The sequence below is a fragment of the Tissierella carlieri genome (assembly GCF_018917285.1).
GTDB lineage: Bacteria > Bacillota > Clostridia > Tissierellales > Tissierellaceae > Tissierella > Tissierella carlieri.
This window is the reverse complement of the sequence record NZ_JAHLOH010000034.1, coordinates 33,060-51,603: the sequence shown is the minus strand read 5'-3', so window position 1 is coordinate 51,603 and position 18,544 is coordinate 33,060. Positions and strand designations below refer to the sequence as shown.

18 protein-coding genes and 1 riboswitch are annotated in these 18,544 nt (G+C 29.8%); of the genes, 14 read left to right on the top strand and 4 right to left on the bottom strand.

All coding sequences use genetic code 11. The annotated features are described in order from the left end of the window. Together KQI38_RS11285 and KQI38_RS11280 are read left to right on the top strand one after the other, a co-directional pair. A partial coding sequence (locus KQI38_RS11285; protein WP_216559471.1) for a hypothetical protein occupies positions 1 to 426 on the top strand: 426 nt, incomplete at its 5' end. Between the two features lie 57 nt (positions 427 to 483). Further along, positions 484 to 1,104: a hypothetical protein gene (locus tag KQI38_RS11280; RefSeq protein ID WP_216559469.1), complete on the top strand. Its 621-nt coding sequence runs from the start codon at positions 484 to 486 to the stop codon at positions 1,102 to 1,104. A gap of 682 nt (positions 1,105 to 1,786) precedes the next feature. Here KQI38_RS11280 and KQI38_RS11275 read toward each other — a convergent pair. Further along, on the bottom strand, positions 1,787 to 2,347 hold the full coding sequence (locus KQI38_RS11275) for a P-loop nucleotide/nucleoside kinase family protein (RefSeq protein WP_216559467.1): 561 nt from the start codon (positions 2,345 to 2,347) through the stop codon (positions 1,787 to 1,789). A 64-nt stretch (positions 2,348 to 2,411) separates the two neighbouring features. Further along, positions 2,412 to 2,564 (bottom strand): hypothetical protein, encoded by a 153-nt coding sequence (locus KQI38_RS11270; RefSeq protein WP_216559465.1) that lies wholly within the window; start codon positions 2,562 to 2,564, stop codon positions 2,412 to 2,414. A gap of 522 nt (positions 2,565 to 3,086) precedes the next feature. On the opposite strand from KQI38_RS11270, the gene KQI38_RS11265 reads away from it, so the two are divergent. The 5 genes from KQI38_RS11265 (at position 3,087) to KQI38_RS11245 (ending at position 7,026) form a co-directional block, all read left to right on the top strand. Continuing rightward, positions 3,087 to 3,620 (top strand): sigma-70 family RNA polymerase sigma factor, encoded by a 534-nt coding sequence (locus KQI38_RS11265; protein WP_216559463.1) that lies wholly within the window; start codon positions 3,087 to 3,089, stop codon positions 3,618 to 3,620. Continuing rightward, the gene (locus tag KQI38_RS11260; protein ID WP_216559461.1) at positions 3,610 to 3,918 is read left to right on the top strand and encodes a hypothetical protein; all 309 of its coding nucleotides are present in this window, start codon (positions 3,610 to 3,612) and stop codon (positions 3,916 to 3,918) included. The genes KQI38_RS11265 and KQI38_RS11260 overlap by 11 nt, the downstream gene beginning before the upstream one ends. After that, positions 3,908 to 4,300, top strand: a complete 393-nt coding sequence (locus KQI38_RS11255) for a zinc ribbon domain-containing protein (protein WP_216559459.1) — start codon at positions 3,908 to 3,910, stop codon at positions 4,298 to 4,300. Before KQI38_RS11260 ends, KQI38_RS11255 begins: the two co-directional genes overlap by 11 nt. Before the next feature lie 96 nt (positions 4,301 to 4,396). Beyond that, positions 4,397 to 5,638: a hypothetical protein gene (locus KQI38_RS11250; protein WP_216559457.1), complete on the top strand. Its 1,242-nt coding sequence runs from the start codon at positions 4,397 to 4,399 to the stop codon at positions 5,636 to 5,638. Positions 5,639 to 5,743: 105 nt separating this feature from the next. Continuing rightward, a riboswitch (Fluoride riboswitch) is annotated at positions 5,744 to 5,802 on the top strand. Between the two features lie 48 nt (positions 5,803 to 5,850). Beyond that, on the top strand, positions 5,851 to 7,026 hold the full coding sequence (locus tag KQI38_RS11245) for a cation:proton antiporter (protein WP_216559455.1): 1,176 nt from the start codon (positions 5,851 to 5,853) through the stop codon (positions 7,024 to 7,026). A 65-nt stretch (positions 7,027 to 7,091) separates the two neighbouring features. Here KQI38_RS11245 and KQI38_RS11240 read toward each other — a convergent pair whose 3' ends face one another. Continuing rightward, on the bottom strand, positions 7,092 to 7,292 hold the full coding sequence (locus tag KQI38_RS11240) for a helix-turn-helix domain-containing protein (RefSeq protein WP_094901830.1): 201 nt from the start codon (positions 7,290 to 7,292) through the stop codon (positions 7,092 to 7,094). Between the two features lie 56 nt (positions 7,293 to 7,348). After that, positions 7,349 to 7,939, bottom strand: a complete 591-nt coding sequence (locus KQI38_RS11235; protein WP_216559453.1) for a 5' nucleotidase, NT5C type — start codon at positions 7,937 to 7,939, stop codon at positions 7,349 to 7,351. A 213-nt stretch (positions 7,940 to 8,152) separates the two neighbouring features. On the opposite strand from KQI38_RS11235, the gene KQI38_RS11230 reads away from it, so the two are divergent. The 7 genes from KQI38_RS11230 (at position 8,153) to KQI38_RS22630 (ending at position 18,533) form a co-directional block, all read left to right on the top strand. Further along, the gene (locus KQI38_RS11230) at positions 8,153 to 9,757 is read left to right on the top strand and encodes a PucR family transcriptional regulator (protein WP_216559451.1); all 1,605 of its coding nucleotides are present in this window, start codon (positions 8,153 to 8,155) and stop codon (positions 9,755 to 9,757) included. A 207-nt stretch (positions 9,758 to 9,964) separates the two neighbouring features. Beyond that, positions 9,965 to 10,672: a DUF5058 family protein gene (locus tag KQI38_RS11225; protein ID WP_216559449.1), complete on the top strand. Its 708-nt coding sequence runs from the start codon at positions 9,965 to 9,967 to the stop codon at positions 10,670 to 10,672. An 18-nt stretch (positions 10,673 to 10,690) separates the two neighbouring features. Beyond that, entirely contained in the window at positions 10,691 to 11,356 is a 666-nt protein-coding gene (locus KQI38_RS11220) for a hypothetical protein (protein ID WP_216559447.1), read from the top strand. Between the two features lie 135 nt (positions 11,357 to 11,491). After that, positions 11,492 to 12,676, top strand: coding sequence for a M20 metallopeptidase family protein (locus KQI38_RS11215; protein ID WP_216559445.1), 1,185 nt, complete (start codon positions 11,492 to 11,494; stop codon positions 12,674 to 12,676). 205 nt (positions 12,677 to 12,881) lie between these two features. Beyond that, entirely contained in the window at positions 12,882 to 14,636 is a 1,755-nt protein-coding gene (locus KQI38_RS11210; protein WP_216559443.1) for an ABC transporter ATP-binding protein, read from the top strand. Continuing rightward, positions 14,626 to 16,368, top strand: coding sequence for an ABC transporter ATP-binding protein (locus KQI38_RS11205; protein ID WP_216559441.1), 1,743 nt, complete (start codon positions 14,626 to 14,628; stop codon positions 16,366 to 16,368). Before KQI38_RS11210 ends, KQI38_RS11205 begins: the two co-directional genes overlap by 11 nt. A gap of 197 nt (positions 16,369 to 16,565) precedes the next feature. Beyond that, positions 16,566 to 18,533, top strand: coding sequence for a transporter substrate-binding domain-containing protein (locus KQI38_RS22630; RefSeq protein WP_216559439.1), 1,968 nt, complete (start codon positions 16,566 to 16,568; stop codon positions 18,531 to 18,533). Positions 18,534 to 18,544 lie beyond the last annotated feature (11 nt).

The window sequence follows — 18,544 nt, the reverse complement described above, 5'->3', positions numbered from 1 at the left end:
AATAAAAGATTTGATGAATATGGGCATTATATTGATGAAGATGGTAATGTAATTGATGAGACTGGTAGAGTTTGGAAAAAAGAGGATAGCTGGTGTAGAATTGGTTTATTTGAATTAAATTGTGGGATTATGGGGGATGATGAAATTGAAGTTCCTTCCTTTTGTAAATATGGTAGAGGAAAACCAGGAAATTATTGTTTAGAAAACCTATGTTCACATATTTTAATGTGTACAGTTCCATTTACCTTAGCATATACAAATAAATATGGATATATGAATTGTGATGTAGGTTTTCCTGAAGGAATTTATTTTGAAGAGGAGATAGATGAAAGAACAAAAAAATTACTTAGTATTTGGGGAGAACTTTGCCATAAGAAAATAGATGAAGTTGAAAAGGAATATAACGACAAAGAAAAGCCTCTTTAGAATGTATGAAAATTATGTTTAACTATTCGTAGTGTGGAAAGTATAGGGGGTTAAATTATGTATATGCCAGAATTATCAACTTTAATTAAAAATAATAACTTAGATAATTATACAATAGAAAAATTCAGTAAATTTTTAAATGAAGAGGAGACTATAAAAAGGTACTCTTTAAACAACTATAAAAATACAGAAATACAACTAGTTAACTTTAAGTTAGTGAAAGACTTAGATGATTTTAGAATAATAATAACATATCATTTAATCAATTTAGATGATGAAATGTGTCAAGGAATATCATCATATTCTATGGAATACTTTTTAAGAGAATTAGAAGAAAATTTGGATATTAAAAGTGTTATAATTACAAAGTTTGAAAACTGGATAGGAAATCAATCTAATTTAAAAAAGTATTTAATAGATGGATTAAAAATGTATTATAAAAACTGGATGGTTGACTGTAAAGATGAATATGAAGAAAAAATGAGAGGTATATGTATTGATGAATTAAATTATAAATTGGAGAAGATTTTCTATCTTGAATCATATTTTATGTACCAAGATGGATATCAAGATACGTTTATAGTAAAATTAGATGCATATTACAAAGATAGATTTTTAGATTCTTATTATATGGAATTTTCGATAGATGGTGAAGTATTAGATGATTGGATGGAGTAATATTTTAAAATGAATTAAGTTCTTGAAACTATTAAAAAATAATATTAGTGCCCCTTTAGATAAGGGGCACTAGAAAATGTCTAAGGGAATGGGAAAATAGCAATAATTGAAAGCAGTTATTTTATAAATATTATGAGTTCGTTAGCAGTTTTAAGTTCATTATTGGTATTATTGTTTAATTATAGAGAAGAAAAAATATTGTCTAAATATATATTATATAATGAAATTATTAGTATAACTGCTATAATTAAGGCATTTATTATCACTATTCTATTATGGTTTGGGGTTCTTTTATAGGTAGAGGAACTATTTTATTTTTAGATAAATTTGGTATAATATTTATGTTTGAATCTACTCGTTATAATGCATGGGACAATGTCATGCTTTCTTGTTATTAAAGGTTACATTACCTGTTCCTTCTACTTCTTTAAGGATTTAATTTTATATTCCTGTGAATATCTTGTATTTTTGCTTTTCATTTTAGAACCTCCTATTCATATCTAGTGTCCATTCCTATACACCGATTGGTTTTACTTACTTTATACATAGACTACATATAATCTATGTGGTCTATAATTTATTTAATTGTGTATAACATGTTAATAACTTTGTAGATAATTCGCCATAGAAGAATATTGTGCATTAAGTTTACTTTAGATTATGCTTATTTTGTTCACGCTCACTATTTGTGTGATAAAATTTTCTCTATTAAATCATCATAAGATATCTTTGAATAATCTGTTGAATCAACATAAATCATAACATCTCCGTATTTGAAACCGCCACAATTTTGAGCTGCTTTTTTAAACACCTCAAAATCATCAAAAAAACCATTAGAAACAAGACCTGGATGTCTTTCGCTTGTTACATCTCTTTCAACAAATCGTCTGTGAATTACTTGGGAATCTCCGTCAAAAAGGACAGTAATAACTTTATAACCATATTTTTGCACCATTGGTTGGAATATATCTACACCAGCGTTTGTAAAATTACTTTCAAAAATTATTGATTGACCTGTACTCATAAGCATTTCGCAGAAATAAAAGGATAAATTATACGCCAATCCAGCATATATCTTTGATTCAGTCCTGTCAGTTGTATCATAATGAACCTTATCCCAGATTATTTCTTTTAACTTATCTTTACAGATTAAAGAAATCCGTAATTTTTCAGATAAATAATTCGCAAATCTGGTTTTTCCTGCACCTGGCATTCCCGCTACAAGTATCAGTATTTTTTTCAAACCGCCACCACCTAATATAAATAATCAGCAGTTCACATTTGTTTACGATTGCGAACTTATATAACTATATTTTTTCGTATAATTTACCCCTTAAAATTTCTAACTGCTCTTTTAGCTTTTTATTTTCTTCTTCAAGTTCTTTAATTTTCTTATCTTTAGCCATTATGATAATGTCTTTAGATTTAGCTGTTTTATTATATTTGGCTCTCTGATTCATTTCTCTACTAACTTGTTGTTGTCTTAAGTCTTCAATAGTTCTATATACACTCCTATAATTCTACTTTATTCTATATACTTAGTTTACTATAAATATTATATTAAACACAACTATATATCTAGTATTCCAAGTCTTACATATATTATAAAAGCATATTTAAACTACGATAACTACCACCTAACTATCTACACTATATTTCTATTGATTATATTTTGCTATAATAGTGTGTGATTGTCCAAAGGAGTTAGGGGTTAAAAAGTAAATCCGTATATTTCAGTAAAAACTCATACTAGATAGAAAATTTATAGAATATTATACAAAGGTTAGGCACATAGAGGGAGTAAAAGAAACAAAATTATATATTTCTTTTACTCCTTTTAGTTTCCTTATTTTAATCATTTATCTATAGTTTATAAAGGAAACAATCTAAGGTTGAATATAATATATATATTTAGAATTTTTATTTGAAAATGAACTAATATTAAATTAAGGCGTAATACATATATAAAGGAGGATGAAGGCTTGAGAGAAGATATAGATTTGATAATTAATAAAAATAAAACAAAATTATATACTTTTTGCTTTCATCTGTCTAGAAATAAACAAGAGGCTGACGATTTATTTCAAGATACTTGGATAAAAGTATTTTCTAATCTAGATTCCTTTGATGAAAGTAAAAGTTTTGAGGGCTGGCTGTATACTATCGCACTTAATTCCTACAGAGATAAGTATAGAAAAGCAAAACGGTGGTTAAATAGGATAGTGGATTTTACTGATTCTGATGAGAAAAACCGTATATTAGACAATGCCAATTCAATATTAGGACTACCAGAAGAAGAATATCACAAAGAAGAAGAAAGAAAAAGGGTACAAGAAGCAATAAGTAAGTTGAAAGACAAACATAAACTACCTCTAATTCTATATTATTACAGATCACTATCATATAAAGAAATCGCAGAGATATTAGGAGTACCCGAAGGGACAATTAAATCTAGAATAAATACTGCAAAGACAAAGCTAAAAGATATCTTAGAGGAGGATGGATATGGACGATAAAGAATTAGAACAAATATTATTAGAAATAGGCAGGAAGGAAATTCATCCTTCAGAGAATTTAGTAGATGATACAATTGCATTTATAAAAAATAAGAATATTTATTATTTAATATTACTATCAATTATATCGTATATAATAGCCATTTTAGGAATTACTGTTGTAGGGAGTAAATATATTGGACTCGAAGCTACAGTTTCATTGTTATGTATAATACACTTGATAGGTTGCATATCGTCACTTGGAGTAATCATTGTGTTGAGAAACAATAAGGAAGGAGAGATTAATTATGAAAAGTAAAAATTTATTCTGGTTTATTACAGCACTGTGGATAGGTTTTGGAATATTTCCCCTAACTTTAATTGTCTTGAAATTAGGTCATTCACAGGAAATACATGCTAGAGTTCTCTCTTTATTTTTATTAATTCTTGTAGTTCTAGCAATTGTAATCATAGCTATATGTAGATATGTATATAAAGATGCCAAATCTAGGGGAATGGATCCTTATTTATGGATGGCAACAGCAGCATACGTGCCTAATTTTGTAGGATTAATAGTATATCTAGTTATGAGAAAACAATTTAGTATGGGAATTCTAAAATGTACAAATTGTAGTATGGAAATAAAAAGAGATTGGAAATATTGTCCTAATTGCTCACATAGATTGCAAGAAAGAAATTAAAATACTGCCACTGGCAGTATTTTAATTTCTTACACTTTCCCCAAGCTATCTAATATAGTATAATTAATCTACTATTATGAGAGGGACGGTGATGGAGTGATAAAGGAATTAACAGATAAGTATCTTTCTATATGGTGGGAAACAAAGCCTGAACTACATATGCCGACTGAAAAGATCTCCTTTGCTGAAAAAATTAAGAATGAGAAAAAAATAGAATTGTTTAGAAAAGAACTGTTTAGAACATTAAAGAAAATACCGAAGAATGAGAATGAAGAGGAAGATTTAAGAAAAGAAGTATTTGAACTGATAAAGGAAATGGAGATACAGATATCAAATTATGAAGAAAGCATTATAGATTTTTTTATTGATAATGGGTATGGAAATATTACTAGAGAATTTATAGACGAGGTAAAGAAATTTGATTCTCAAATGGAGGTTTATGATATATTTCAAGCTATTAGAAATGTTTGGATTATGAATAGTATACAAATATTATATAATATGGAAGTAAAGCTAACACCTTCCATATTCGCTTATAGCATGTTATATCCATATAGCGATAATTATTTAGATGATGCTAATATTTCAGTTGGAGAAAAGGTAGAGTTTAATAAAAGGTTTAGAGATTGGTTATTAGGAAAAGATAGTGCTCCTTTAAATAATATGGAACAACATATTTACAATCTTGTAAAAAAGATAGAATATGAGTTTCAAAGGAATACTTATTCTGAAGTCTTTGAAAGCCTTCTAGGTATTCATACAGCCCAAGAACAAAGTCTCATACAGCAAAGGGAAAAAACATTACCTTTTGAAAAGAATATAATAGGGATTACCTTTGAAAAGGGAGGTACATCTGTATTAGCTGATGGGTATTTAGTTAGAGGAATATTAGATAGAGTTGAAGCAGAGTTTATGTTTGGTTATGGAGTATTTCTTCAGATAATAGATGATCTACAGGATATAAGGGAAGATTATAATAATAAACATATGACCATATTCTCTCAAATAGCGGATAAGTATAAATTAGATAGACTGATAAATAAGCTGCTAAATTTTATTGATACTTTCTTTAATAATGAAACTACTTTTACCTCTGAAAAAGCAAAGAAATTAAAAAGAGTAATTCAGGATTGTTCTCACATTATGATATTTGAAGCTATATCTAAGAATAAAAGTAGATTCAGTAAAGAATATATAAAGAGAATAGAATCCCATTCTATTGTTAGATTTTCTTATTTCAAAAAAGTTAAGAAAAAGTTTCAAAAAACATTTTCACAAGAAGATATTATTAGAATTTGTAATATGTTGAGTAAGAATGAATTTATAATAAATATATAAATCTAATGATATTGGGCTATTATATTTATATTATAATTTTCAGGATATTTAGGATAAGTAAATAGGGTATAAATAGGTTGTAAACATATATAAGAAATGATATAATAAAAAATAGGTCATGGGGTTGACCTTAACTGCTATATGCTAATAACTCCTACAGATATGGGATATCTGTAGGTTTTTTTATGTCTAATTTTAGGAGGATTGATAACATGGCAACGAGTTTAGGAATCATAATAATATTAGGACTTCTAGCAAATGCAGTGTTCACGAGGATAAAATTGCCAGGACTATTAGGTATGATTATTGCAGGTGTTATTATAGGACCATATGGGCTTAATTGGCTTAGTGAAGACATTATAAAAGTTTCAGCTGATTTTAGAAAGCTTGCGTTAATTATAATACTACTTAGAGGGGGATTTGGAATTAGCAAGGAAGATTTAAAAAAGGTTGGTGCTCCTGCCATAAGGTTAAGTTGTATACCGGGATTATTTGAAGGTTTAGCAATAGCTTATGCAGCTATGAAGATATTTCAATTCAATTTCGTACAAGGAGGCATGCTTGGATTTATAATTGCAGCAGTATCTCCAGCAGTCATCGTGCCTGCAATGCTTAATTTCATGGAAAGAGGACTTGGAGGAGAAAAAGGGATACCCACTCTAATACTGGCTGGAGCTTCAATTGATGATGTTTTTGCTATTACAATTTTTTCTACATTTTTAGGAATATATAGTGGTTCAAAGATTAATATAGGTATGCGGATTTTAAGTATTCCAATATCTATTATTTTAGGAATATTGGCTGGGGTAGTTATAGGAATATTTTTAGTTAAGATATTTAAAAGATATTCTATCAGAGATACGAAAAAGGTATTATATATTATTGGTGCGGGAATTCTTCTTACAGCTTTTGAGGATTTAGTTAAGTCTAAGATAGAAATTGCAGGGCTATTAGGTGTTATGACAATTGGATTTATTATATTTGAATCTATGCCTCATATAGGAAAAAGAATTGCTGTTAAGCTTAATAAAATCTGGGTTTTTGCAGAGATATTATTATTTGTATTGGTAGGTGCCCAGGTAAATATTTGGTTAGCACTTGATACAGGTTTTAAAGGTATGTTATTAATTGTTATAGGATTATTTGCTAGAAGCATAGGAGTAGTATTATCGCTATTAAAAACTAATCTAAATATGAAGGAAAAGATATTTTGTATTATAGCATATATACCAAAGGCAACAGTTCAAGCAGCCATAGGAGCTATTCCATTGTCTCTAGGAGTAGAGTCAGGAGATTTGATTTTATCCATAGCAGTTTTAGCCATTGTTCTCACAGCACCTCTTGGAGCAATAGGTGTTAGCTTAAGCGGAGAGAAATTATTATCATGAAAAAACATTGCCCCTTGATTTTATTAAGGGGTATTTTTCAATTAATAAAAATAAATATAAGCAGCTTACATTCTCAAGACTAGATCATCTACTTTAACGCCTAAAACTTCTGCCAATAAAACTACTTTGTTAAAAGCGGGATTTTTCTTTGTTCCTCGCTCTAATTCTTCAATATAAGATTTAGAGATATGAGTAAATTTTGCTATATCCAATGTAGTATATCCTTTGCTGTTTCTTAGTTCTCTTACCTTTGAACCATTTAGCATAAAAAATCCTCCTCTAAAATATTATATTTAATTATACTTAATATAATCTAAAATTATTATGCAATTCTAAAATCATTAAGTTGTTTTTCTGCACGGTTTTCTATTATGTCCTCTATTTCAAACCAATTTGTTACACGTGTGATATTCGATGGCAAGGGTCCTTTGTTGTAGTTGCAGTCCATAAGGAGCACTTCAAATCCAGAATCAGCCAACTGCATAGCATTTTCATATCGATCTTCTATAAAGATATCACAACTTAAATCCTTTGCAGTGCCAACTTTATTGTGGGAACCTAATAGAGTTAGTGAATCCATTGATATTTTATGATGGGAAAACCATAAATAAGTCACATTTTTCATTCTTTCTTCTCTTGCAGTAACGAAATGAATTTGATGCTGTCTATACAAATTGCTAAGAACTTTTTTGGCACCCTTTCTAATTCTAGCTTCTTGATGTAATGCTTCGCCGTATAAAGCATAAAATAACTCATAAGCTGCCCTATCTACTCCTAAAACCCGATGTATTTCGTATACTGTTACATCCTTAGGTTTGATGTTAGTATTGAAATAGTCATTTACCCTAGGAATCCAATCGTAAGCCTCGGTAATAGTCCCATCAATATCAATACATAAATTTAATCCTTTCATTATTTCGCCTCCTATATTTATATTGTGCTTTAATTATACAATAGAAATATAAAGTCTCTTTTAACATTAAGTTAAGTTTAGGTAAAGAATTGGGGGAATAAATAAAAGTAAATAGACATCTTAAGGCAAAATGATTAGAATATAGATAATAATTTAAAAGAAAAGGAATTATAATACTATGGATTTAATGTACTGGAAGGGATGATCATTTAAATGGGAGTAAGTTTAAGGGAAATATTGGCATCGGATTTTTTCTCAGAAGCTAGAGTATTGGCAGGAAAAGAAGGGCTTGATAGAATAGTTCAAGGTATTTCATCTCAGGATGCGCCTACTGGTGGACAATGGGCTAGGGGAAAAGAGCTGATGCTCTCTACAGGATATTTATTTAAGGGTAATATAGAGTATTTCAAAGAAGTAATAATTGAGGCAAATGAGGCTAATGCAGCAGGTTTAGGCATAAAGGTCGGCAGATATTTAGATGAGATTCCTAAAGAAATTGTAGAGCTATGCGATGAGTTAAAGTTTCCTCTTATTGACTTACCTAAAGATTCTGCATGGATAGAAATAGGAAATGCCATTAATGAAATAGCTATAGATAGATATATAGAAAAATTAACTAGTTTTATTCAGGTATATGGGAATAAAGATCATGATAGAAAAATAAAGGAGATAATAGAAGGATTATATAATAATATAGGAAAGCCAGTGGAAGTATATGATTTTTGCAAAAACAAGATATATTCAACATTTAATAAAAGTATTAAAAATACTAAATTAAGTGATTATGAATTCATATGGAATCCAGATTGCAAACATGAAAAGGAAAGCTTATCTGAAAAATTTCATATGTTTAGAATAGAAAATCTTGAGAATAAGGAAGATAGCTTACGGATAGTTCTCCCAATAGAAATAGATAATATAGTTCTTGCCTATCTTGTAGTTTGGGAAAATCAAGAGAAAAGTGATTACTATGACCTATATACAATAAGGTTGAGCTTTGTCCTTCTACTACATGAATATGGAAGTATATATTTTGAAAATTCTTTTAAGGATAAATTTCAAGATGAATTGATTCGACAAATAATAGAGAGTAACTTTCAGAATGAAACTCAGATAATAAGAAAGGTTCTAGATACTGAGGGGCTATATTTGTGTATAAGCATAAAGCAGTTTAGCCATGAAATAAGTTTATATGATCATAGAGAAAAAATATCTAGATGCATATATAATATTTTTCAAAGAGATGAAATAATCTTTGGATTAGCAGGTAAAGATGAAATAGTTATGCTCTATAAGAAAGATAAGGATATACATAAAACAAATGAATTTATAAAAATAAGTATAAGTCAACTTATTAAATGCTTTGAAAATGAAGTAATAAAAGGAAAGTTTGTAGCAGGAGTTTCTAGAGGCTTTGTAGATATAAAGAATGTGAAAAATAGTTATACTGAGAGTTCCAAGACTATTGATATATCAAGATATATTTACCCTGAATCTAAAGTGGTTCTTTATGATAATCTAGGACCTTTCAAATTTATTAACATAGAAGAATTCAAAAAGGAAAATATGAGTATATATAACGAATATATAAAACCTTTAACATTAGAGGAAGATGGTCAAGAACTGATAATTACTTTGAAAAGCTTTTTAGAATGTAATCAGAACTACTCTTTAACGGCTGAAAAGCTCTTTGTTCATAATAATACAGTAAGATATAGAATAAATAAAATTAAGAATCTAATAGATATGGATAGTGAAGACTCTGTTGAAAGGTTAAAGATAGAGATAGTTTTGAAATTCTTAAAATTGTTTAATTAAATATTTATTTAGAGAAAGCACAGATTCTAAACTGTGCTTTTATTTATTATATAAATCTATAATCATTTAGAAAAATTCACAAAAATTAAAAGAATTTTGGAAATATTAACAAAAAATCTGTTTGCTTTATATATTATAATAAAAAATGTGATAAATATCACAATGACTTATATTGATTATAAAATTTAAAAAATGGAGGAAGAAGACGTGAGAGAGTATTTAGAAGTAGCTAATGATCCAATTTTGTGGGTTATGTGTCTGCCTGTTGTTTTAATAGTAGGTGTACAGGCAATTATATTTACCAAGAAAGCCTTTGAAGCAGGGAAAACAATTAACTTGAAGCGTGAAGATGGTGTTAAAGCATTTAGGATTGGAGCTATTGCAGCAATAGGACCTTCATTAGCTGTGCTTGTAGTAATGCTTGGAATGATGGCGGTAGTTGGAGCACCTATTACTTGGCTGAGGCTATCAATCATAGGATCAGCGCCAGCAGAGCTTGCAGGAGCTGCAATGGGTGCACAGGCAATGGGAGTTGAATTTGGGTCTAGTCAATATGATTTGACAGCATTTGCGTCATCTGTTTGGACTATGACATTAAATGGTATAGGATGGTTATTAGTTGTAGCTTTGTTTGCAGATAAGTTAGATATTGTAAAAGAGAAGGTAACAGGTGGAGATGCTAAGCTTGTAGGTCAAATAGGGACAGGTGCTATTATAGGGGCTTCATCTTTTATTGTTTCAGGGCAAATTATAAGTAAAGGTAATCTTGTGTCTACAAACCTTATAGCGGTATTAGTAGCTACTATAGTTATGATGGTGATGGTGAAACTTTCAGAGAAAGTGAAAGCCTTAAAAGAATGGAATCTAGGAATAGCCATGTTTGTTGCCATGTTCGTTGCAGCATTATTTAAATAATACTAAGGAGTGAAATCTATGGAAAATCGTTCATATGAAGAAACGTTTACTAAAAAGATAATTTCAACTGGAAGATGGACAATATTAACTGCTGTGGTTTTATGTTTTTTACCAGCAATATATCTATGGATAAGATATGGAGCAATACCTTCTGTAAAAACTATTTTAACAGGATGGTTCTTAATCGCCTCAATGTATGGAGCCTTCTATATAGTTGAGCCAATTTCCTATTTTCCTATATTAGGATTATCTGGTACTTATATGTCATTCTTATCTGGAAATATAGCGAATGTGAGAGTTCCTGCATCAGCAGTTGCCCAGGACGCTCTAGGGGTTGATGCTGGAAGCCAAGAAGCTGAACTGGTTTCAACTATAAGTATAGCAGGATCAATAATAACAAACTTGATTATAGTTACTATAGGTGCTTTTGCAGGTAATGCTATAATTGGAGCGTTACCTGAATATGTAATAACAGCTTTTGGATTTGTTTTTCCTGCTATTATGGGGGCTTTATTAACGATGTTTGCTCTTAAATTTTACAAATGCGCTGTTGTTGGACTAGCAGTTGGGATAATTATCAACATGACACAGCTAGTTCCAGCATGGCTGGCAGTACCATTATGTGTTTTTGTAACTGCATTTGTTGCTATAATTGATTACAAAAAACAAAGCTCAAATCAGTAGGATAGATTATTGTAATGATAGAAGTTAAAATAAATAATTCTGAAATGTGAGAAGCAACTATCATATAGGGGACAAGACTATAAAGCTTTTATATTATTTATTGTTTAGGTAATATTATCAGAGGAGGAATATGTTGTGAATTTTAAAGAATGTGCAAAAGAAATTGAGAAAGATATAATTAAATGGAGAAGGAATTTGCATCAAATACCTGAAATTGGACTAGATTTACCTCAAACATCAGACTATGTTCAGATGAGACTTAAAGAGATGGGAATAGAGTATAAAACACTTGTTAATGGTTCAGCTATAGTAGCGTTGATTGGAGAGAAGAATCAAGGAAAGACAATAGCATTAAGAGCTGATATGGATGCACTTCCAATAAAAGAAGAGACCAGTGTGCCTTATTCGTCGAAGAATGGGAATATGCATGCCTGTGGCCATGATTCCCATACAGCAATGTTATTAGGTGCAGCTAAGATATTAAAGGATAATGAACATTTATTAAAAGGAACTGTAAAACTATTATTTCAGCCGGGTGAAGAAGGATTTGCTGGAGCCAAACATATGATAGAAGAAGGTGCTTTAGAAAGTCCTAAGGTAGACAATATAGTAGGCCTTCATATAGGAGCACCTTCCAAAGGTGTTCCAGACGGAAAAGTAATAGTTAATTATGGTAAAACCATGACTTGTTTAGATAAATTCTATTTAAAAATAAAGGGAATAGGGGCTCATGGTGCATATCCAGAGCTAGGAGTTGACCCCGTGACTATATCAGCACAAGTTATAGGAGCCTTACAATGTATTGTAAGTAGAGAAAAAAGTGGCCCAGAGCCTGCAATAATTACTGTTGGAAAGATAAACGGAGGGACGGCTTTTAATATAATACCTGAATTTATAGAAATGGAGGGGACCGCCAGATTTGTAGATCAAGAATTAAGGGAACAAGCAGCAAAGAGGATTGGAGAAATATCTACAGGTATTGCTAAGGCAATGAGGGGTGACTGCGAATATGAATATGAATTTGGATATCCACCACTTATAAACTCAAAAGAAATTACAGAAAAGTTTATAAAATCTGCTCAAAAGATAGTTGGAAGTGAAAACATAATAGAAATGGAAAGACCTATTATGGGTGGAGAAGACATGGCATTTTTCTTACAAGAAGTTCCTGGCATTTTCTTCTTCTTAGCTTCAAGCGAATATGACTCAGAGGGGAACTTTATCTCATCCCATAATCCAAAATTTAATATAGCAGAAGATGTTTTGCATATTGGAACTGCCTTATTTGTTCAAACAGTATTTGATTTTCTGAATATATAATCATTATGATTTAATTTTAATAAGATTAATAGAAGTCACCTATAGAGTATTCCTTAATAGATACTTTAAGGTGACTTTTTTATAAGGAATAGGAAAGTTCTACTTTTGGTCTTTTTTATTTTAAGAAAATACAAAAATAAAAGCAAATAGACATATGATGATAAAATGTTTAGAATATAGATAATGAGATTTTGGAAGAAAAGAGATGGAAACTGCCATGAAAGATATTAAAGTAAAACCAATTAAGAATCCAAATAAGATAATTAGCTATTGGAAAAATGAAAAGTTTACTGTAGCATTGATTGTGTTTTTTGGACTAGTTTTCAATGGAGGAACTGTTCTAGGGCCTATTTATCAAGGAAAATTAATAGACTCTATTTTAAGAGGGGATAGCCTATCTACTTTAATAGTTCTAGGAATTAAGTTTATTGCTATTATTGTTACAATTCAATTAATGCGCTATTTCAAACGTCTCTACATCAGACGCTTTGCTAATAATACCAGTGCTACAATGCGTTTTATGATATACAATAATATTATGAATAAAAGCATTATCCAGCTAGATGATGAAAGTGCTGGAAACTTAATGACACGAGCTATTTCAGATGTAGAATTATGTGTAGAAGGTATGCGTAAATTTACTACAGAGGTATTTGACACAGGTGTACTTATGCTATCCTATTTTATTTCAATGCTCGTATACGATGTAAAAATAACGATTTTAGCATCTATTTTTATTCCAGTTGCTATGATTTTAGCCGAAAAACTTAAAGTAATTATCTATAAATATTCCATTGCATTTCGAACCAAAAGTAGTGAGGTTGCTGATCTTACCTATGGTACTATTGAAAACGCTATTCTTTATCGTGTGAATGGTATTGAAAAGCGAAATCGGGAGAAATACAATATTGAACTGGAGGATTTGCAGAATAAGGCAATTAAAGCTCATATTTTAGAGAATTCTATGCAGCCAATTTATAATGTTATTGCCATGCTAGGGATTATTCTTGTAATCTATCTAGGTGGTACTAAAACAATTGAAGGTAATTGGACTGTAGGAATCTTTTCCGCCTATATATCTATTTTTACTGCAATGGCAGTTAAGGCAAGTAAGGCAGCAAAGCTATTTAATTCTGTACAGAAATCACAGGTATCATGGAAAAGAATTAAACCCTATCTTTCTGAATACCAGACAAAAGATACTACTACCAACATTAAAGAGGACAAAACAAGTCTTATTGTTGATAGCCTTAGTTTTACCTATTCTATTGGAAAAGATAATATTATCGAAGATATCAACTTTGAAGCTAAAGAAGGAGAAATTATCGGTGTAACAGGGCCTATAGCATGTGGTAAAACTACATTGGGAATAGCGCTATTGGGACAATATCCTTATCTTGGAAGTATAAAAGTAGATGGGAAAGAACTTAAATCTTATTCTGAATATGAACGTAGTCAGATGATTTCTTACTTAGGACATAAACCTCAATTGCTTTCAGATACTATTTACAATAATATTACTCTTGGGGAAGATTTAAAAATTAACTCTGTTTTAAGAGATATTTGCTTCGAAGATGATTTAAAAGCTATGCCAGAGGGAGAATCTACTATAGTTGGTAACAATGGAATTCGACTAAGTGGCGGACAACAATCAAGAATAGCCCTTGCTAGAACTTTGGTAAGGAAAAATAAAATAATTATCTTAGATGACCCTTTTTCTGCAGTAGACATGAAAACTGAAGAGAAGATAATTGAAAATTTAAGAAAGAACTATAAAGAGAGTATAATCATTTTGATTTCCCACAGATTGAGTATTTTTGATAAAATAAATAAAATTTTATTGATTAATGATGATAAAAGTGTGAACTATGGTACACATAATGAGTTGATGGAAAGTTCTACATTATATAAATCTATATATGATTTACAAAGCAGTGGAGGTGGTATTGATGAAAAATAATTTAGTAAAGAAATCTATTAAGCATGTAATCAAAGAAAATGTTATATCCGTTGCATTACTTGTAGTTATAATCGTAGGAATAGTTATTACATCATTACTTCCTCCACAGATTTTAAGAAAGATAATTGACCAAAACCTTGTGCCTAGAAATATTGCAGGGCTACTATCTTTAGCTGTTTGGTATCTTGGTATTCTAATGTTTATTGGGATATTTGATTTTGTGAAAGAAGCCATTTTAACTATTCTAGGTCAAAAAATCACCAAGGAAATTCGTATGGAGATGATGGGAAAACTTGAGAAAATAAATGCTATATTTTTTTCTTATAATGGATCTGGTACTGTAGTTTCCCGTTTTACTAATGACGTTGATGCAATTAGTTCTCTATTTACATCTGGCATAGTTAGTATGATAGTTGACTCATTTAAAATTATTGGTATCTTAGGGTCTATCTGGTTCTTTAGCGTGAGGCTTGGGATAATTACTTTGATTTTGTTACCTATTATATTTATTATCATAAGAATATTTCAAAAACGTATGTTAGAGGCACAGATAAAAAATCGTGTGTTGGTAGGAAAGGTAAATAATCATATTTCTGAAAGCTTAAAAAATATAGAGATGATAAAATCCTTTAGCAAGGAAAGTTATATGGAAGAAAATTATAAAACCTATCTGATAGATAACTATAAGACAATGGAAAAGGTTAATTTCTATGACTCAATATTTTCACCAATTATTATGATTATTCGTGCCATAATAATTGCTGTTGTTGTGATATTATCATCTAAAGAATTGGGGTATTTAGGTATATCTTTAGGTATGGTTGCTGCTTCCATTGAATTGATTTCCAATCTCTTTAGTCCTATTCAAGATTTAGGTATGGAGCTTCAAAGTATTCAAGGGGCTATATCAGGAATATATAGGGTTAATGAATTTTATAATGAGCCAGAAGATGATTATAAGGACAGTGAACTTTCTGCCGAATCAATTATATCAAATAGGGAAGAAGTAAGAATATCCTTTAATGATCTTAGCTTTTACTATGAAGAAGAAAGAGACATTTTACAAAATATAAACCTTGAATTTCAGCCACAGGAAAAGGTGACTTTTGTAGGCAGGACAGGAGTTGGAAAATCTACATTATTTAAGCTAATATTAGGACTTCTTAAACCCACTAATGGCAGCATAAAAATAAATGAAGTTGATGTATATAGCATTCCTAATACTGAAAAAAGGAAAATATTTGGGTATGTGGATCAAAGCTTTCATACTATAAAAGGTACAATAGCAGATCAAGTTAGTTTACAAGATAAGAGTATTATTAGAGAACAGATTGAAGATGCTATAGATTTTGTAGGACTAAGTGATTATATATTATCTCTAGAAAATGGATATGATACAAAAATGGATAACAATCTTTTTTCACAAGGGCAGAAACAATTACTGGCTATTGCAAGGGCTATAGTCACTAATCCACCTATATTACTCCTTGATGAAATAACTGCAAATCTAGATGCAATTACTGAAGAAAAAATAATATCTATATTACAAAAGGTTAGTGATACACGTACTATTTTATCAATATCTCATCGATTACTTTCTATGATTTCTTGTGATACCGTAGTTATTTTAGAAAATGGAAGAGTTAAAAACTCAGGTTCACCAGAATTACTTTTAGAAAATGATGAGTGGTATCGTAGTCATATTGAATTAGAAAAACTAACTTGGAGATGATGAAGAGTTTAAATTGTTAACCTAATTGATTCTTGCAATTATAATGAAAAAACTGCCTGTAGGAGGCAGTTTTTTCATGTATAACTATATCCTTTTACTGGAGCAGAGTGTCGAAATTTGTTATAATAAATCCATAGATTATTATAACTATTATTGAATTGAGTATAAATTAACTTTATATAAAGGTGGATACCCTAGTGAGAGACAGATTAATTAGAATTGCCTCATTATTAATAATATTATTATTTATTACTTCAAATTCATACTGTATTGATACTGAAAAAATTATAACAATTGGAGGAGAGAAGAATTATCCTCCTTTTGAATATTTAGATAGCGATGGTGAGTATAGAGGATTTAATGTGGATCTAATGAAGGCTTTAGCATTAGAAATGGGAGTGGAAATAAAACTAGTTCCAATGGACTGGGTGGATGCTCATGTTTCACTACAAGATGGAAGTATCGATGCAATACAGGGCATGAATTATAATGATACTAGACTAGCTATGTATGATTTTTCTAATGAGTATTTAAAAAACTCTCTAGTTTGCTTTGTTAGAAAAGATGAATCTCAAATATTAGGAGTAGATAGCTTAAAGGAACGCAGGGTTGCTGTGCAGAGAAGTGACTTTGCTGCATATGCATTAGCAGATCGAGGAGAAATAGAAGTAGTCTTTTTTTCAGATTTAGATATTGCCTTTGAAAAGCTTATTAAAAATGAAGTTGATGCTGTTGTAGGAAATAAGCTTACAGGATTATATATACTTCAGAAAAATAGAAGTATTGATTCAATAAAAATTGTAGGAAATGACATAAGTTTTACATCTTATGGGATGGCATTTAAAAAAGGCAATAAAGAAGTAATAAACGATTTCAATCAAGGATTAGAAAACTTAAAAAAGAAAGGTACATACTATAATATATATGAAAAATGGTTTGGAAAAGAAATAAAACCAGCTTGGAAGGACTTATTGAACATACTTTATGCATTATCACTTATTATTTTTATAGCAATTTTAATAAATCTTTTCTTTATTAGAATTAATAGTATTTTAAAGAAAGAAGTGGAAATGAGGACTGTTGACCTTAAAATAGTAAATGATGAATTAAAGCAAAATCAGCAGATTATAAAAGAGAGTGACAAATATAAAGAACAGATTTTAAATGGTATTGGAAATGGTCTTATAACCTTTGATAAGAATGGAGTCATTACAACTCTAAACAAAAGCTGTGAAAATTTGTTGAATATTAACAGTGAAGAATTTATTGGTATGAGGTATGATGAAGTTGGATTAGAAAATTATATTAATGTCGATCATTTAAGGGAGTGTCTAAAATTTGAAAAACAATTTAGCTTTCAGGAAAAGAGATATTATAAGGATAATAAGGAAAATATATTATCCTATATACTAAAACCATTATTTGATTTAAACAATGAAAATATTGGAGCTGTAATTACATTTAATGATATAACGGAAATCAGCATGCTAAGAAAAAGACTTGCTGAAAATGATAAAATGAATTCTTTGGGCACTCTAATATCAAGAATGTCTCATGAGATAAGAAATCCACTTACATCTATAAAAGCATATATTGATTTATTGCCTATAAAATATGATAATGTAGAGTTTAGAAAAAAGATTACGACTGAGATCCCAACTGAAATTGAACGATTAAATGGATTGCTGACTGACTTAATAGATTATTCTAAACCAAAAAAATTAAAAAAAGAAAATTTTGATATAGTACAGCTGGTTAACCAAATCATCAATATTTTTGCATCTGAAATAGAGAGCAAAGGGATAGACATTAATTATTTGGATAAATCACAAAAATTTTTATATGCTGATATGCAACAAATCAAGCAAATAATAATAAACATTCTTCGCAATAGTATTGATGCTATTAAAGGTGATGGTGTAATCAGAATCGATATGGAGGATACACAAGAAGAAATAATTTTAAGTATATTGGATAATGGCAGGGGTATTGCCGATGATGATTTTAATAACATATTCGATCCTTTTTTTACTACAAAAGATAATGGTACTGGACTAGGATTAGCAATATGTTATCAATATGCAAAAGAGAATAATACAAATATTAATATTGACAGTAAATATGGAGAGTGGACAAAGGTAGAATTGATTTTCATGAAATCATAATAATAGGAGAA

Excerpts from the sequence above, each read along its gene's own strand:
- KQI38_RS11235 (WP_216559453.1), bottom strand. The coding sequence starts at position 7,939 with ATGAAAGGATTAAATTTATGTATTGATATTGATGGGACTATTACCGAG.
- KQI38_RS11260 (WP_216559461.1), top strand. The coding sequence starts at position 3,610 with ATGGACGATAAAGAATTAGAACAAATATTATTAGAAATAGGCAGGAAG.
- KQI38_RS11255 (WP_216559459.1), top strand. The coding sequence starts at position 3,908 with ATGAAAAGTAAAAATTTATTCTGGTTTATTACAGCACTGTGGATAGGT.
- KQI38_RS11245 (WP_216559455.1), top strand. The coding sequence starts at position 5,851 with ATGGCAACGAGTTTAGGAATCATAATAATATTAGGACTTCTAGCAAAT.
- KQI38_RS11220 (WP_216559447.1), top strand. The coding sequence starts at position 10,691 with ATGGAAAATCGTTCATATGAAGAAACGTTTACTAAAAAGATAATTTCA.
- KQI38_RS11280 (WP_216559469.1), top strand. The coding sequence starts at position 484 with ATGTATATGCCAGAATTATCAACTTTAATTAAAAATAATAACTTAGAT.
- KQI38_RS11230 (WP_216559451.1), top strand. The coding sequence starts at position 8,153 with ATGGGAGTAAGTTTAAGGGAAATATTGGCATCGGATTTTTTCTCAGAA.
- KQI38_RS11205 (WP_216559441.1), top strand. The coding sequence starts at position 14,626 with ATGAAAAATAATTTAGTAAAGAAATCTATTAAGCATGTAATCAAAGAA.
- KQI38_RS11240 (WP_094901830.1), bottom strand. The coding sequence starts at position 7,292 with ATGCTAAATGGTTCAAAGGTAAGAGAACTAAGAAACAGCAAAGGATAT.
- KQI38_RS11210 (WP_216559443.1), top strand. The coding sequence starts at position 12,882 with ATGGAAACTGCCATGAAAGATATTAAAGTAAAACCAATTAAGAATCCA.
- KQI38_RS11270 (WP_216559465.1), bottom strand. The coding sequence starts at position 2,564 with ATGAATCAGAGAGCCAAATATAATAAAACAGCTAAATCTAAAGACATT.